Origin of the sequence: Actinoplanes sp. NPDC026670 (genome assembly GCF_040638175.1) — a bacterium.
In the GTDB taxonomy this organism is placed as follows: Bacteria; Actinomycetota; Actinomycetes; order Mycobacteriales; family Micromonosporaceae; genus Actinoplanes.
This window is the reverse complement of record NZ_JBEZXU010000020.1, coordinates 102,295-118,069: the sequence shown is the minus strand read 5'-3', so window position 1 is coordinate 118,069 and position 15,775 is coordinate 102,295. Positions and strand designations below refer to the sequence as shown.

The following is a 15,775-nucleotide window of genomic DNA, read 5'->3' as shown; positions in this document are numbered from 1 at the left end:
TCCGTTAACGTAGGCGGAGCTTCGCCGTGAGGCAAGGTCCGCAGAGCGCGGTAACGGTATCTTCACGGACCGACGGAGGAAGCCGGCCGGCACCGGAAAGCGCCGGCAGGAAAAACGGTCGGCAGGGGAAAGGATCGGCAGGGGAAAGGGTCGGCAGGGAAGCCGGCCGACAGGGCAAACGGCCAGCACCAGACGCGCCGACAGGGCAAACGGTCGGCAGGCGAAACGGTCGGCAGGCGAAACGGCCGGCGGGTGAAAGCAGCCGGCAGGGGAAAGCGGCCGCCGGGGGAAACGGTCGGCAGGGGAAAGCGGCTGGCGGGGGAAAGCGGCCGGCCACCTCCGAGGGTGACCGGCCGCGAGTGTGGGGAAAGCGGTCAGCCGACCGGCAGCGGCTCCGGGGCGGACGGAACCGGCGCCTCGACCGGGAGGCGGCGCAGGCGGCGGGCCTCCCGGCGGGACTCGATCATCGTGTAGAGGACCGGGATCAGCACCAGCGTGAGCATGGTCGAGCTGACCAGGCCGCCGATCACGACGACGGCCAGCGGCTGGGAGATGAACCCGCCCGCCCCGGTGATGCCGAGAGCCATCGGCAGCAGGGCGAAGATGGTGGCCAGGGCGGTCATCAGGATGGGCCGCAGCCGCCGCAGGCCGCCTTCGACGACCGCCTCGGTGACCGTCATGCCGCGTTCGCGGTACTGGTTGATCAGGTCCATCAGCACGATCGCGTTGGTGACCACGATGCCGATCAGCATCAGGATGCCGATCAGGGCGGCCACGCCGAGCGGCGTGCCGGTGACCAGCAGCAGGGCGATCGCGCCGACGAACGCGAACGGGATCGACACCAGCAGGATCAGGGTCTGCCGGATGCTGCGGAACACCGCGACGAGGATCAGGAAGACCAGGGCGATCGCGACGGCGATCGCGAGTCCGAGCTGCGTGAAGGCTTCCGACTGCTGAGAGGCCACACCACCCATCTCGTACGAGGAACCGGCCGGCGCTGTCAGCTTGTCGAGGGCGGCCCGTACCGCCGAGCTGGCCGCCCCGGTGTCGTCGCCGACGGGGGTGGCGGTGACGGTGTTGGTGCGGTCGCCGTCGACGCGGGTGCGCTGGACCGGCCCGTCGACCTCGGTGACGGTGGCGACCTTGTCGAGCCGGACCGGCCCGGCCTGGGTCATCACGGTGACGGCCTTGAGGTCGGCCAGGTCGTCGGGCGCGGTGGCGCCGGTGCTGACGACCACGTCGTGCTGGGTGCCGTCGACGGTGACGCGGGTGACGGTGGCGCCCTGCACGGCCTGCCGGAGCGCGCCGACGATGGCCTGGTCGGTGAGCCCGTACCGGGCAGCGGCCTCGCCCTTGGCGACGATGCTGATCTGCGGGGCGCTCTCGGACAGGTCGCTGGTCACCTCGGTGACCTCGGTGACACCGGCGAGGGCTTCGGTGACCTGTGCGGTGGCGGCTTTCAGGGTGGCGTCGTCGTCGGCGTGCACGGACACCTCGATGCCGCTGCCGCCGAAGCCGCCACCTCCGCCGCCGACGCTGATCTCGCCGGCGCCGGTGATCGTGGCGAGTTTCGTCTCCAGGGCGTCCTCGACGGCTGTGGCGTCGGCGTCGTCGGTCAGGTTGAGCGTGTAGGAGACGTTGTTGCCGCCGCTGCCCCCGCCGAACAGGCCGCCCGAGGAGCCGATCCGGACCTGGTACGACGCGACGCCGTCCAGCCCGGTGAGGGCCGCCTCCACCTGCTGGGCGGCCTTGTCGGTGCTGGCCAGGTCGGTGCCGGCGGGCAGGGTCTGGGTGATGCTGAGGGTGCCTTCGCCGGACTGGTCGATGAAGCTGGTCTTGAGTCCGCCGGCCATCGCGACGGTGGCGACGAGCAGGGCCGCGGCGATGCCGAGGACGGTTTTGCGGCGGCGCACCGAGAAGGCGATCACCGGCAGGTAGATCCGCTGGAGCCGGCCCTGCCGCTCTTCGGCTTCGACCCGCTGCCGGTAGGTCTCCGGGTCGACTCCGGTGGCGTCGGCCGGGGCCTTCAGGAACCAGTAGGCCAGCGCCGGCACGACGGTGAGCGACACCAGCAGTGACGCCAGCATGGCCACGGTCACCGTGATCGAGAACGAGCCGAAGAGCTCACCGACCATGCCTGAGACGAACGCGATCGGCAGGAACACGGCGACCGTGGTCAGGGTGGACGAGGTGACGGCCGACGCGACCTCACGGACGGCGGTGATGATGGCGTGGCGGCGGTCTTCGCCGTACCCGAGATGGCGTTTGATGTTCTCCAGGACCACGATGGAGTCGTCGACGACCCGGCCGACGGCGATGGTGAGCCCGCCGAGGGTGAGGATGTTGAGCGAGTAGTCCTGCCACCACAGCACGATCAGCGCGATGAGCAGGGACAGCGGGATGGACACCGCGGTGACCAGGGTGGACCGTGCCGACCGCAGGAACAGCACGATGATCAGGACGGCCATGAGCAGGCCGAGGGCGCCCTCTTCGAGGAGGCCGTCGACGGATTCCTTGACGGCGGGGCCGTTGTCGGACACGACGGTGAGGGCGGCGCCGGTGCCGAGGGCGGTGGTCAGTTCGGGCAGCAGGTTGCGGACGTCCTCGGAGATCGAGGAGGAGCTGCCGCCGTGGTCCATCGTGATCGAGACGCCGAGGCTGGGCTGCCCGTTGGTACGCGTGATCGAAGCTGTCTCACCGTCGGCTAGCCGTACGTCAGCCAGGTTTTGAAGTTGCTCGGGGTTGGCTCCGGTTTTGATCCACAGGCTCTTGACCTGGTCGATCGATGTCACCGGGCCGCCGACGGCGAGACTGAGGTCGCGGCCGCCGGAGGTGATCGAACCGGCTGACGAGGTGCCGCCGAGGCTGCTCAGCGCGTTGATGATCGCGCTGGTGTTCGCCGGATTCTCCGGGGTGATCGTGAGGATCTGGCTGCGGGCGCCGGAGATGGAGACCTCGTTGACGCCGTCGACGGCCTGGAGGGCCGGGACCACCCGGTCGGTGAGGGCGTCGGCGGTCGTTCCGGTGGCCGCCAGCGTGATCGTCGGCAGGTCGCCGGTGCTGCCGGTCATCACCTGCGGGTCGACGTCCTGCGGCAGCCGGGCGCCGATCTTGGAGACGGCCTGTTCGACCTCGGCCGCGGCGTCGTCGATGTCGGTGTCGAACCCGAACGACAGCATCACTGTGACCGTGCCCTGCCGGGAGGTGGAGGTCATGCTCTCCACCCCGGTGAGGTTCTGCACGGCGTCCTCGATCGGCACGGTGACCTGCTGCTCGACCACCTCGGGGGAGGCGCCCGGGTAGGTGGCGACCACGGTGACGGCCGGGAACGACAGGTCGGGCAGCAGTTGCTGCTTGAGGGAGGCCGCCGCGTAGCAGCCGAGGGCCACGACGAGGGCGGCGACGATGGCCACCAGTTTGCGGTTGGCCAGACTGAGACGAGCGAATATCGACACCCGGAAAGTGTCGAATCCACGGGGTGCCGGATTCGTCGTCCAGCGGCGGACGAAACGGCTACCGCGAGTGCGGTAACCGGGGGCTTGGCAATACCGCCACCGTGGGCGCTGACAGCGGCGTCTCAGCCGGCTCTCAGCTGGGGGCGGGGCGGGACACGTTGACCAGGCCGCTCTGGTAGGCGACCACCACGAGCTGTGCCCGGTCGCGTACGCCGAGCTTGGCCATCGCCCGGTTGACGTGGGTCTTCGCGGTCAGCGGGGACAGGAACAGCCGTTCGCCGATCTCGTCGTTGGTGTAGCCGTGGGCGACCAGGACCAGCACCTCGCGTTCCCGCTGGGTCAGCTCGTCGAGCGGCACCGCCGTGACGGCCGGTCCGGGGCCGGGCTGGCTCTGCAGGTGGTCGAGCAGGCCGCGGGTGGCACGCGGGGAGAGCAGGGCGTCACCGGCGGCCACCACCCGGACCGCGTGGATCAGCTCGTCGGCGCCGACGCCCTTGCCGAGGAATCCGCTGGCCCCGGCCCGGAGTGCGAGCATCACGTTGTCGTCGTTCTCGAACGTGGTGAGCACCAGGATGCGCACTCCGGCGAGGTCGTCGTCGGCGGCGATGCGGCGGGTCGCCTCGATGCCGTCCATGCCCGGCATCCGGATGTCCATGAGCACCACGTCGGCGCGCTGCTGCCGGGCGAGTTCGACGGCTTCGCGGCCGTCCATCGCCTCGCCGACGATCTCGATGTCCGGTTCCGAGTCCAGGATCATCCGGTAGCCGGCGCGGATCAGCGTCTGGTCGTCAGCAAGTAGAACGCGAATCACTATTTTTCCCTCGAGAATAGGGCGGAACGCACCGTGAACCGGCCGTCCGTGGTCTCCTCCACCGACAGCGTCCCGTCCGCCGCCGCGGCCCGCTCCCGCATGCCGACGATGCCGTATCCGGAGCCCGGCCCCCGCCCGGCGGCGACATCGTTGGCGACGGTGATGGTCAGGCCGCCCGCCGTCCAGGCCAAGGACAGCGAAGCCGACCCGGTGCCGTGTTTGTGCGCGTTGGTCAGTGCCTCCTGCACGATCCGGTAGGCGGCCAGGTCGGTCACCGCCGGCAGTTGCCGCTCGTCGCCCGTGGTGTCGACGGTGACCACCAGCCCGGCGGCCGCGACGGTCTCCAGCAGCGCCGGGAGCCGGGACAGGCCCGGCACCGGTTCGGTGCTCACCACCGGATCGTCTGATTGCCGCAGCACCCCGACGATCGACGACAGCTCCTTGAGCACGTCGTCGCCGGCGTGCCGGATCAGGTCGAGCGCCGGGCGCACCTGCTCGGGCCGCTTGTCGAGCAGATGGCTGGCCGCCGCGGCCTGCACGCTGATCACCGCGATGTGGTGGGCGACCACGTCGTGCAGCTCCCGGGCGATGCGCAGCCGTTCCTGGATGACCCGCCGCTGGGCCTCCTCCTCGCGGGTCTGCTCGGCGCGGCGGGCACGTTCCTCGACCTCGGCCAGGTAGGCGCGGCGGCTGCGGGTGGCGTCGCCGAACGCGGTCGCCATCCCGATGAAGAAGAGCGTCGGCAGGCTCTGGAACGACGCCGGATGGCCGTGCGCGACGGCGTTGCCCACATAGACCGCGACACCGCATCCGGCGGCGAGGCTCAGCGCGGTCCGGCGGTCGGTGGTGACGGCGACGGTGTACGCGACGAAGCCGCACGCCAGCACCAGCAGCGGATGCCCGTGCTGGGTGACGGCGTTGTGCCCGATCACACCGGCGACGACGACGAGCAGCAGCGTCCGTGGCCACCGGCGGCGCCCGGCGATCGCCACCATGGCGAGCGCCGCGCCGAGCACGTCGGCCGTGGTGAGTTGCGGTGTCGGGACCCGGGCGGCGGTCATCTGGTAGAGCGCGAAGGCGCCGCCGGTCAGCGCGGTGGCCAGCGCGAGGTCGAACGCGTGCGGGTGTCGGCTGATCATGGCCTGGTCAACGGTAGTGCCCCCGGCCCGGGCGGGGCGTCATCCAGCGGCGGTAGCGGGCGGTACCGCCGCTGAAGTAATCACACCCCCGTCCACCTGGGGTTCATCTGCCGTTCCCATGAGATTCACAGGATTCATCGAGGTTGCTCTGTCCTCGCTATCCATAGATATGGGGCATGACGTCCCTGCACTCGTTCAACCGGTACGAGATCAAGTACCTGCTGCCCAGCGATCAGGTCCCGGACCTGCGCCGGGAACTGGTCGCCCGGATGGATGCCGACAGCCACAGCACCGACGGCGGTTACGGGGTGTGGAGCACCTACTACGACACCCGTGACCTGCGGTTCTACTGGGAGAAGATCGAGGGTCTGAGGTTTCGCCGGAAACTTCGGGTCCGCCACTACGGCGACCGGAACGACGTCAGCGACGACACCACCGTGCACGTCGAGATCAAACAGCGGGTCAACCGGGTCACCCAGAAACGGCGGGTGGCGCTGCCGTACCGCCTCGCTCGTGATCTTTGTGACGGCCGGCAGATGGTCGACCACGAACCGCGACAGGCCGCCTTCCTGGAGGAGGTCCTGGAGTTGATCTCGGTGCTCGACCTGCGGCCGGTCGCGATGACCGGCTACCAGCGGGAGGCGTACGTCGGCCGGGACGCCGACGTGGGCCTGCGCGTCACCCTCGACCACCGGGTCCGCGGCCGGGACCGGGATTTCGACTTCGCCGCGGACGCGGAGAACCGGCTGATCGTGCCGGCCCGCCTGTCGGTGGTCGAGTTCAAGGCCAACGAGCGGGTGCCGTACTGGCTCACCGATCTGGCCGCCCGCATGAACATGCAGATCGTGCGGGTCTCCAAGTACTGCCAGAGCGTGGAGGCCTTCGGCCGGGCCCCGCGCTCGATCTTCCACATCCCCGATTCCGAGACTGTCGAGGTCTGACCCATGCCCTTCGAAGTACAGGACCTGTCCGGCACGTTCAGTGTCGGTGACATCGCGATCGCGCTGTCGCTGTCGTTCGTGCTCAGCGCGTTCATCGCCTGGGTCTACCGGTTCACCCACCGCAACGTGTCGTACTCCCAGTCGTACGTGCAGACGCTGGTCATCCTCGGCATGCTGATCGCGCTGATCATGCTGGTCGTCGGGTCGAACATCGCGCGGGCGTTCGCGCTGGTCGGCGCGCTGTCGGTGGTCCGGTTCCGGAACGCGATCAAGGAGACCCGCGACGTCGGGTTCATCTTCCTGGTGATGGGCGTCGGCATGGCCGCCGGCACCCGCTTCTACACCCTGGCCATCGTGGCCGCGGTCGCGATCAGCCTGATCATCCTGGTGATGTACCGGTTCAACTGGTTCGCCTCCAACGTGCAGCGTCAGGTGGTCAAGGTGCAGGTGCCGCCGGACGGCAACTACACGCAGAACATCCAGGACGTGCTGATCGGGCTGACCAGCGAGTTCGAGCTGATCAGCATCGAGTCGATCCGGGGCGGGGCGCTGACCGAGCTGATGTACACGGTCCGGTTGAAGAAGGGCACCGAGCCCGGCGAGCTGATCAGCAAGCTCGGGGAGCGCACCGGCGGGCAGCGGGTCACGGTCCTGACCGGGTACGACCAGACGGACCTCTAATGAAGCGCCGGCTGGTCCACCGGATCCCGGTACGGGTCCGGCACTACTGGAAACTCCTCGCCACCTGCGCGGCCACTCTGCTGGCGTTCGCCGTCGTGTTCAGCACCGTCCGCGTCGCGCCGCTGGTCACCAGCGCCAGCAACGAGGACGGCGACAAGGTGACGGTGAACCTCGCCGGAACCGTCGACCTGTTCGACGCGACGCAGGCGCACAGCCTCAAGCTGACCTTCCACGACGACGACTACCAGCGGGTGCTCGACGCCTTCTGGAACGACGACGAGAAGGAGTACCTGGAGGCCGACCTGACCCTGGACGGCACCGTCATCCCGAGCGTCGGCATCCGGCTCAAGGGCAACTCGACGTTGCAGAGCGTCACCCGCAACGGCGAGTCCCGCCAGCGCGGCGGCTTCGGCGGCGCGCGTCAAGGCGGTCCGCAAGGCGGGGCTGCTCCGCAGGGTGGGGCCGCTCCGCAAGGTGGGGCTGCTCCCCAGGGCGGGGCTGCTCCGCAAGGCGGTGGCGGCTTCCGAGGTGGCGGCGGCATGGGCGGCCGCGCCTCGCTCAAGGCCGAGGAACCGGAGAACCTGCCCTGGCTGATCCGCTTCGACGAGTTCGTCGAGGGGCGCCGCTACCAGGGCCATCGCGAGGTCGCGGTGCGGGTCGGCGGCATGGGCGGCGGCGCCGCGGTGCTCAACGAGGCGGTCTCGCTCGACGTCCTCGCGGCGGCCGGGGAGATCACTCAGCGGTACGCCTACACGAGCTTCACCGTCAACGACCGCCCCACCACGGCCCGGCTGCTGGTCGAGCACCCGGACGACGAGTTCGCCGACACCGTGGCCACCGCCACCGGCCACTCCGGGGTGCTCTACAAGAGCCTGTCCACCAGCCAGTTCACCGACCAGGGTGACGACCCGACGGAGTACGCCGACGACTTCAAACAGATCAACAAGAAGGGCAGCCAGGATCTCCAGCCGGTCATCGACCTGGTCCAGTGGGTGAACAGCGCCAGTGACGCCGAGTTCGACGCGAAGCTGGCCGACCACGTCGACGTCGAGTCGTTCGCCCGTTACGTCGCCACCCAGAACCTGCTGGTCAACTTCGACGACATGGCCGGCCCCGGTCGCAACTACTACCTCTGGTACGACCTGGACACCAAGAAGTTCTCGGTCGTGGGCTGGGACTACAACCTGACCCTGTCCGGCTCGGCCACCCAGGACCCGTCCCAGTCGGTGAGCATGGGCGGCGGGATGCGCGGCGGCGGAGGCTTCCCCGCCGGGGGCGGCGACTTCCAGCTACCCGAGGGCATGCAGTTGCCGGAGGGCATGGAGCCGCCACAGGGCGGGCAGATGCCGCAGGGCGGCGGCCGGGGCGGTTTCATGAGCGGTCACAAGCTCAAGGAGCGTTTCCTGGCCAGCGCCGCCTACCAGGACGACTACCAGAAGGCGTACAAGGAGCTGTTCAACAAGATCTACGGCAACGCCGCGGCGCTCAACAAGATCACCGCGATCACGAAGGTGATCGGCACCGTCGACGGGGCGAACGCCGCCGCGGTCAAGACCGAGGCCGACAACCTGACCACCCTGATCCGGGAACGCACCCAGTTCCTGGCCACCCATCAGTTCATCACCGGGTGAGCAGGTGATACCCGGCCGGCTGTCCATGGCCCCCCATGACAGCCGGCCGGGTCTTTCCACCCGGTAACGATCGGGTCGACCGTCGGCACGGCCGGCCCCGAGTTGAGGAAATCAGCGAACCGGTTCGGTCAGGCCCAGCAGCCGGTCGAAGAGGCGGAACCGGAAGACCACGGTCAGGGTGAGATACCAGAGGATCAGCGCCGGCAGCACCACGAAGAACACCGGCCTCGACGGGCCCATCAGACCGAAATAGTTCCACAGCACAGGTACGCACAGGATCGCGCTGAACACCACGCACAGTCCCAGCACCAGCAGCGCCGGCCGCTTGTCACCGGTCGGTGCGGTCCACGCCGCGAACGCCCGGGACCGTGGCGCCAGGAACAGGATCAGCAGGAACGACGCGAAGCAGAAGAACGTCGACAGGCCGGTCTGGGCCAGGATCGTCGCCGACGCCGTGGTGAAGTCGGCGTCCACCCCGTACCGCAAGCCGGTGGTCTTCTCGAACTCGTGGATGATCCGCGCCGGGGTGCGGCCGGGCTGGAACCCGTGCGAGATCATGCTGTACAGCGCCGTGTAGATGGCCGTGCCGAAGGTGGCCGTCACCACCGACGCGGGCGCCACGAACCGGACCAGGTTGCGCAGCAGGTCCGGGTCGGGACGGCCGCGCCCGGCCCAGAACGTGAGGAACACCGTGGGGATGCCGACGGTGAACATGGTCAGGCCCACCTGCGTCGGCGAGTACGGGAACCCGAGCTGGAGCATCGTCACGGCCAGGATCACCAGGCCCTGGCTGGCCACGCGGGCCAGGAACACGTACAGCGAGATCCCGATGCCGTTGATGATCTTGCGACCCTCGTGCTGGGCCGGCGGGAGCGCCGCGAAACTGTCGTCGACCAGCACGATGTCGGCGACGTCCCGGGTCACCGCGCTGCCGCTGCGCATCGCCACGCCGACGTGCGCCTGCTTGAGGGCGCGGGCGTCGTTCACCCCGTCGCCGATCATCGCGACGTAGCGGCCCTGCCGGCGCAGCGACCTGACGATGCGCTCCTTGTGCTCCGGGGCGACCCGGCCGAACACGGTGGTCCGGGCGACGAGCCGGTCCAGCGCCGGATCGTCGAGATCGTCCAGGTCACGGCCGGGCACCGGGTCGGCGCCGTCCAGCCCGGCGCGGGCCGCGATGGCCGCGACCGTGCGCGGGTCGTCGCCGGACAGCACCTTCAGGTCCACCCCGTCGGCCTGGAACCGGGCCACCGTCTCGACCACGTCCTCGCGCAGCTCGTCGGCGAGCACGGCGAGGGCCATCGGCTCCAGCATCGGCAGGTCCGGCCGGCCCGCCGCGTCCCGCAGCCCGGCCTCCGGGTCCTCGGTCCGGGCCAGCAGCAGCACCCGCAGCCCGCGCCCGGTCCGGTCGGTGATCTCGGCGGCCTCGACCGGCTGCCGCAGCCGGCCGGCCAGCGCGTCCGGGGCGCCCAGCACCCACGTGCCGGACTCGGTGACCATTCCGGACCAGCGCAGCGACGACGAGAACGGCACCTCGTCGCGGACCGCCCAGACCGGCCCGCCCAGTGACCCGGCGATGGCGAGGCAGGTCAGGTTCGGGGTGACGGCGTTGTGGGCGAGGCCGCCGAGCACCTCGGCCGCCTCGTTGTACTCGCGCGCCCCGAGCGGGACGATCTCCTCCAGGGTCAGCTGCCCGGTGGTCAGCGTGCCGGTCTTGTCGGTGCAGACCACGTCCACGTTGCTGACCGACTCGACCGCGTTGACCTGCTGCACCAGCGCGCCGCTGCGGGCGATCCGGACCGCTCCGGCGGTGTAGGCGAGGGCGATCAGAAAAAACAGCCCATACGGTACGAGACCCGACAGCACCGCGGTGATCTGGACGACCCGCAGCACGCTGAACCCCTCCAGCGCCGCCTGCGCGAGGATGCACCCGCTCATCAGCGCGGTCAGCGCCATCACGACCCGCACGATGAACTCGATGCTGCGCTGAAGCGGCGTCCGGTCGGTGGTGGACCGCCGGGCCTCGGCGGTCAGCCGGCCCGCATAGCTGTGCACGCCGACGTCCCGGGCCTGCTGATGCCCGTCCCCGGCCACACACAGGCTGCCCGAGCGCAGATCGTCGCCCGAGTGCTTGACCACCGGGTCGGACTCGCCGGTCAGCAGCGACTCGTCGGCCTCCAGCCGGCCGCCGTCCAGCAGCGGCCCGTCCACCACGATCTGGTCGCCCGGCCGGACCCGCAGCACGTCGCCGCGGACCACCCGGTCGGCGGCGATCTCCACCTCGTGGCCGTCCCGGATCACCAGCACCCCGCCCCGGTCCAGCAGTTGCAGCCGGTCCAGTTTGCGTTTGGCGCGGATCTCCTGGGCCGCGCTGATCACCGCGTTGATCAGGCCCAGGCCGACGCTGATCAGGGCGTCGCTGTACTGGCCGAGGCTGAGCAGGGCGGCCCCGATCACGAACAGGATCAGGTTGAAGAACGAGAAGACGTTGGTCCGCAGGATCTCGGCATAACTACGCGACCCGCCCTGCACAGCGGTGTTCGCCTCACCGCGCCGCCGCCGTGCCTCAGCCTCCGCCTCGGTCAGCCCCTCGACCGGTGCGAGCATCACCTGTTCCATCAGATCGAAACCCCTGCCTTAAGGTACATATCGGGCAGGTGGCTGGGATCTGTTTCGGTGTCATTCGTAGTGGTAGCGGCAGGAGATGATGGTGATCTCGGCAGTCTCCACCGCGTACACCAATCGATGTTCGTCGTCTATCCGACGGGATCGGAGTCCGGCGAGATTGTTGCGCAGGACTTCAGGCTTGCCGATCCCCGTACCGTCCGGATCGCGTTTGATGTCGGCGATCAGCGCGTTGATTCGCTTGAGTGTCTTCCGGTCCTGGGTCTGCCAGTAGACGTAGTCGGACCAGGCCTTGTCGGTCCAGGACAGCTTCATTCTTCCGGACCGAGGTCGCGCTCCCGGGCCTGGCCCGCTCGCCACTGCTCGACACTCTCCATCAGATGCCGGGCGTTGGCGGGCGACCGTAGAAGATAGTTCGTCTCGACGATCGCGTCCCAGTCCTCCTTGCTGACCAGCACCGCGTTGCCGTGCTTGGAGACGATCTCGATCGGCGTGTGGTCCTGGTTGACGCGCTCGATGAGCGGGAACAGGGTCTTACGGGCCTCGCTGGCGCTGATGGCGCTCATTCTGCCTCCCCAGTGGTACCAGATACCGTACCACTGGACGGATGGTGTCCGGGCATGAGGAACTGCTCCATCCCGGCGATGAAGATGTTCAGGTCGAAGTCGAGCTGGGCGTCGCCGGGGGCGAACTGGTAGGGCTGCAACCGCCGCAGGACCGGGTGCTCGCCGGGTGGGGCGGCCTCCAGGGCCCGGTTCAGTTCGGCGGTCTGCGGGTGCACGCCGTCGTTGCGGGCGATCATGATGGCGTCGCGGGCCGCGGAGAACACGAACTCGGCCACGAAACCGATGCCGCGGGCCGCCTGCTCCTCGGTGAAACCGGCCGCGAGCAGGATCTCCGCGTAGCGCTCGGCGGGGGCGAACGCGGACAGGCCGCCACTGGTCGCCGGCACCCGCACGTACTCGAAGAGGGCGCCGGTGCGCACCATCCCGTCCCGGATGCCGTAGGCGAAGGTCCGGGTCGCCTCCCGCCAGTTCCCGGACGGCAGCCGGGCCTCGGAGACCTCCAGCTGCAACGTCTCCAGGGCGACCAGCTCGAGCAGGCCGTCCCGGTCGCTGACGTGGTAGTTCAGCGCCTTGCGGTCGACGCCCAGCTCCTCGGCGACGGCCTGCATGGTCAGGGTGGCCGGGTCCATCGCCCGGGCGGCCGCGACGATCCGTTCCCGGCTGATCCGCGGTGGGCGTCCCCGGCGGCGCGGTGCCTTGTTCTCCACCACGCCAGCATATTTCCCCGTACGGGAATTAAAAAGCTCACCCTCTTGACCAGCGGCGTCATCTGCTCGTAATTTTCCCGCCAGGGAAAATAAGAGCCTCCGAGAGGACCCGACGTGACTATGCGGTCACCCATCGCGCCGGACGCGCCGCCGCGCGGCTCCGTGCGCCGCCTGATGATCACGATCTTCCCCGCCAACGTCGCCATGTTCGCGCTCTGGGGCGCGATCCCGGGCATCCTCCTGCCGTTGCAGATCGAGGCGCTCGACCCGGCGAACAAGGCGGCCAACCTCGCCGTCGTCGCCACCATCGGCGCCTTCGCCGCGATGCTCGCCCAGCCGCTCGCCGGCGCCCTCTCCGACCGCACCCGCAGCCGGTACGGCCCACGCGGCCCGTGGATCGTCGGCGGCGCCCTGACCGGCGGGCTCGCCCTGATCGGCATGGCCTCGGCCAACGGTCTCGTGCAGATCGGCATCGCCTGGGTGATGGTCCAGATCGCCTACAACTTCGCGCAGGGCCCGCTCAGCGCGATCATGCCGGACCGGGTGCCGGTCGCCGTCCGGGGCACGTTCGCCGCGGTCGCCGGTTTCGGCTCGATGTTCGGCGCGCTCGGCGGCCAGATCGTCGGCAGCGCCTTCGCCGAGAAGGTCGGCGCCGGATACCTGGTCTTCGCCGGCATCGCCGCCGTCCTGCTGACCCTCTTCGTGGTGCTCAACCCGGACCGCGACAACCGCACCGGCGAGCGCCGGCCCTTCGACCTGCCCGCCCTGCTGCGCACCTTCTACTTCAACCCACGCCGGCACCCGGACTTCGGCTGGGCCTTCATCGGCCGGCTGCTGCTCTACCTGGGCTACTTCATGATCTCCAACTACCAGCTCTACCTGCTCCAGGACCATGTCGGACTCGGCGCCGACGCGGCTGCCTTCGTGCCGGTCGTCGGGATCGCGGGTCTCGTGCCCATCCTGATCGCCACCGCCGTCGGCGGACCGCTCTCGGACCGCTTCGGCCGCCGCAAGATCTTCATCTACCTGGCCGCGATCATCTGCGGCATCGCCCTGGTCATCCCCTGGGCGATGCCGACCAGGACCGGCTTCCTGATCTACGCGGTGGTCTCCGGTTTCGGCTTCGGGCTCTTCCAGTCGGTCGACACCGCCCTGGTCACCGAGGTCCTCCCGGCGCAGGAGGACGCCGCCAAGGACCTCGGCGTCGTCAACATCGCGGCCACCCTGCCGCAGGTCCTCGCCCCCGGCGTGGCGGGCGCCATCGTCGTCGCCACCGGCTACGCCGCGCTGTTCCCGGTCGCGATCGTCCTCATGATCCTCGGCGGCTTCGCCGTCGCCCCCATCAAGAAGGTGCGCTGATGTACCCGTACCAGGACGCCGTCCTGCCCATCGAGCAGCGGGTCGAGGACCTGCTGTCCCGGATGACCGTGGAGGACAAGGCCGGCCTGCTCTTCCAGCAGATCGCCGTGATCGGTGACTTCGACGCCCCCGGCCTGTTCGGTTCGGCGTCGGTCCGCGACATGCTGGACCGGCGGCTCACCCACTTCAACATCCTGTTCGCCCCGCAGGCCCGGGAGATCGCCGAATGGCACAACGCGCTGCAGGACGCGGCCCGGCAGCACCCGCTCGGCATCCCGGTCAGCATCTCCACCGACCCGCGGCACCACTTCACCGACAACCCGGCCACCGCGCTGATGGCCGGACCGTTCGCCCAGTTCCCGGAGACCCTCGGATTCGCCGCGATCGGCTCCGCGGAACTCGTCGAACGGTTCGCCGACCTGGTCCGGCGCGAATACCTGGCGGTCGGCATCCGGGCCGCCCTGCACCCGCAGATCGACCTGGCCACCGAACCCCGCTGGGCCCGGCAGAACACCACGTTCGGTGAGGACGCCGCGCTCACCACGCGGCTCGGGGTGGCGTACATCCGCGGTCTTCAAGGTTTTGAAGTGGGCCCGGAGTCGGTGTCCGTGATGGCCAAGCACTTTCCCGGCGGCGGACCGCAGAAGGACGGCGAGGACCCCCATTTCCCGTACGGGCGGGAGCAGGTCTACCCGGGTGGTCTCTTCGACCTGCACCTTTCGCCGTTCAAGGCGGCCATCGACGCGGGTGTCGCCCAGCTGATGCCCTACTACGGCATGCCGGTCGGGCTCCCGGGTGTCGAGGAGGTCGGCTTCGGGTTCAACCGGGACATCATCACCGGCCTGCTGCGTGAACAGCTCGGCTACGACGGCATCGTCTGCACCGACTGGGGCATCCTGTCCAACACCTGCTGGGGCGTCGAGCACCTGACCTTCGAAGAGCGGATGATCAAGGCGCTCGGGGCCGGTGTCGACCAGTTCGGTGGCGAGACCCGCGCCGACGTGCTGGTCTCGCTGGTCAAGAACGGGCAGATCGCCGAGTCCCGGGTGGACGAGTCGGCCCGCCGGCTGCTGCGCGAGAAGTTCCGGCTCGGGCTCTTCGAGAACCCCTACGTCGACGCCGATCGCGCCGGGTCCCTGATCGGCTCGGCCGCCGCACGGTCCGAGGGCCTTGCGGCCCAGGCGGCGGCGCACACCCTGCTCACCAACGCTGCCGCCGGTCCGGCCCGGTTGCCCCTCGGCTTTTTGAAGTTGTACGTCGAAGGCATCGCTCCCTCCGCCATCGGCGACCGCGCGATCGTGGTGGACACGCCGGGGGAGGCCGACGTGGCGATCCTCAAACTGGCCGCCCCGTTCGAGAACCGTGGCGACGGCATGTCGATCGAGTCGTTCTTCCACGCCGGATCCCTCGACTTCCCGGCCGCCGAGATCGAACGGATCCAGGGCATCGCCGCCACCGTCCCCACCGTCGTCGACGTCTACCTGGACCGGCCGGCCGTCCTCGCGCCGATCGCCTCCGCCGTGGCGTCGCTGGTCGTCAACTTCGGCGCGTCCGACGAGGCGATCGTCCGAGTCCTGTTCGGCGAGGCCGAACCCGAGGGGAACCTCCCGTTCGACATCCCGTCATCGATGGCCGCCGTCGAGGCGAGCCGCCCCGACGTGCCGTTCGACACAGTGGATCCCACGTTCCGCTTCGGGCACGGTCTGCGCTACCGACCGTCCCGGGGTTAACCTCGCGTTCGGCTGGCCGTGGTCCGCCCGGCTCGCTGTCAACCCCAGGTCCGGCTGGCTCGCACGGCTGTCTCGACGCCCGTGAGAGCCAGCCGGACTCGTTTCTGACACCGGCTGTTCGGCTTCTGTG

Annotated in this window: 12 protein-coding genes; 5 read left to right on the top strand and 7 right to left on the bottom strand. The window is 69.5% G+C overall.

The annotated features are described in order from the left end of the window. Positions 1-374: 374 nt before the first annotated feature. The 3 genes from AB0E94_RS21260 to AB0E94_RS21250 form a co-directional block, all read right to left on the bottom strand. A complete protein-coding gene (locus AB0E94_RS21260) occupies positions 375-3,455 on the bottom strand; it encodes an efflux RND transporter permease subunit (protein ID WP_360328611.1) in 3,081 nt (1,026 codons plus the stop codon). A gap of 133 nt (positions 3,456-3,588) precedes the next feature. Continuing rightward, complete coding sequence (locus AB0E94_RS21255) at positions 3,589-4,266, bottom strand: response regulator transcription factor (RefSeq protein ID WP_360328610.1); 678 nt, start codon at positions 4,264-4,266, stop codon at positions 3,589-3,591. Next, on the bottom strand, positions 4,266-5,405 hold the full coding sequence (locus AB0E94_RS21250) for a histidine kinase (RefSeq protein WP_360328608.1): 1,140 nt from the start codon (positions 5,403-5,405) through the stop codon (positions 4,266-4,268). The genes AB0E94_RS21255 and AB0E94_RS21250 overlap by 1 nt, the downstream gene beginning before the upstream one ends. 176 nt (positions 5,406-5,581) lie before the next feature. Here AB0E94_RS21250 and AB0E94_RS21245 point away from each other — a divergent pair, with 176 nt between their 5' ends. Genes AB0E94_RS21245 through AB0E94_RS21235 form a run of 3 tightly spaced genes read left to right on the top strand, consistent with a single transcriptional unit; the run spans position 5,582 to position 8,658 of the window. Next, positions 5,582-6,346: a polyphosphate polymerase domain-containing protein gene (locus AB0E94_RS21245; protein WP_360328606.1), complete on the top strand. Its 765-nt coding sequence runs from the start codon at positions 5,582-5,584 to the stop codon at positions 6,344-6,346. A gap of 3 nt (positions 6,347-6,349) precedes the next feature. Beyond that, positions 6,350-7,027, top strand: a complete 678-nt coding sequence (locus tag AB0E94_RS21240) for a DUF4956 domain-containing protein (RefSeq protein ID WP_360328605.1) — start codon at positions 6,350-6,352, stop codon at positions 7,025-7,027. Then, on the top strand, positions 7,027-8,658 hold the full coding sequence (locus tag AB0E94_RS21235) for a CotH kinase family protein (protein ID WP_360328603.1): 1,632 nt from the start codon (positions 7,027-7,029) through the stop codon (positions 8,656-8,658). Before AB0E94_RS21240 ends, AB0E94_RS21235 begins: the two co-directional genes overlap by 1 nt. A 111-nt stretch (positions 8,659-8,769) precedes the next feature. Here the strand turns inward: AB0E94_RS21235 and AB0E94_RS21230 are convergent, their stop codons facing one another. Genes AB0E94_RS21230 through AB0E94_RS21215 form a run of 4 tightly spaced genes read right to left on the bottom strand, consistent with a single transcriptional unit; the run spans position 8,770 to position 12,556 of the window. Further along, positions 8,770-11,277, bottom strand: coding sequence for an HAD-IC family P-type ATPase (locus AB0E94_RS21230; RefSeq protein ID WP_360328601.1), 2,508 nt, complete (start codon positions 11,275-11,277; stop codon positions 8,770-8,772). Positions 11,278-11,337: 60 nt separating this feature from the next. Beyond that, positions 11,338-11,598, bottom strand: a complete 261-nt coding sequence (locus AB0E94_RS21225; protein WP_360328599.1) for a Txe/YoeB family addiction module toxin — start codon at positions 11,596-11,598, stop codon at positions 11,338-11,340. Beyond that, complete coding sequence (locus tag AB0E94_RS21220) at positions 11,595-11,849, bottom strand: type II toxin-antitoxin system prevent-host-death family antitoxin (RefSeq protein ID WP_360328597.1); 255 nt, start codon at positions 11,847-11,849, stop codon at positions 11,595-11,597. Before AB0E94_RS21220 ends, AB0E94_RS21225 begins: the two co-directional genes overlap by 4 nt. Continuing rightward, complete coding sequence (locus tag AB0E94_RS21215) at positions 11,846-12,556, bottom strand: TetR/AcrR family transcriptional regulator C-terminal domain-containing protein (protein WP_360328595.1); 711 nt, start codon at positions 12,554-12,556, stop codon at positions 11,846-11,848. The genes AB0E94_RS21220 and AB0E94_RS21215 overlap by 4 nt, the downstream gene beginning before the upstream one ends. 120 nt (positions 12,557-12,676) lie before the next feature. Here AB0E94_RS21215 and AB0E94_RS21210 point away from each other — a divergent pair, with 120 nt between their 5' ends. Together AB0E94_RS21210 and AB0E94_RS21205 are read left to right on the top strand one after the other, a co-directional pair. Further along, complete coding sequence (locus AB0E94_RS21210; protein WP_360328704.1) at positions 12,677-13,915, top strand: MFS transporter; 1,239 nt, start codon at positions 12,677-12,679, stop codon at positions 13,913-13,915. Further along, the gene (locus tag AB0E94_RS21205) at positions 13,915-15,645 is read left to right on the top strand and encodes a glycoside hydrolase family 3 N-terminal domain-containing protein (RefSeq protein ID WP_360328594.1); all 1,731 of its coding nucleotides are present in this window, start codon (positions 13,915-13,917) and stop codon (positions 15,643-15,645) included. The genes AB0E94_RS21210 and AB0E94_RS21205 overlap by 1 nt, the downstream gene beginning before the upstream one ends. Positions 15,646-15,775 lie beyond the last annotated feature (130 nt).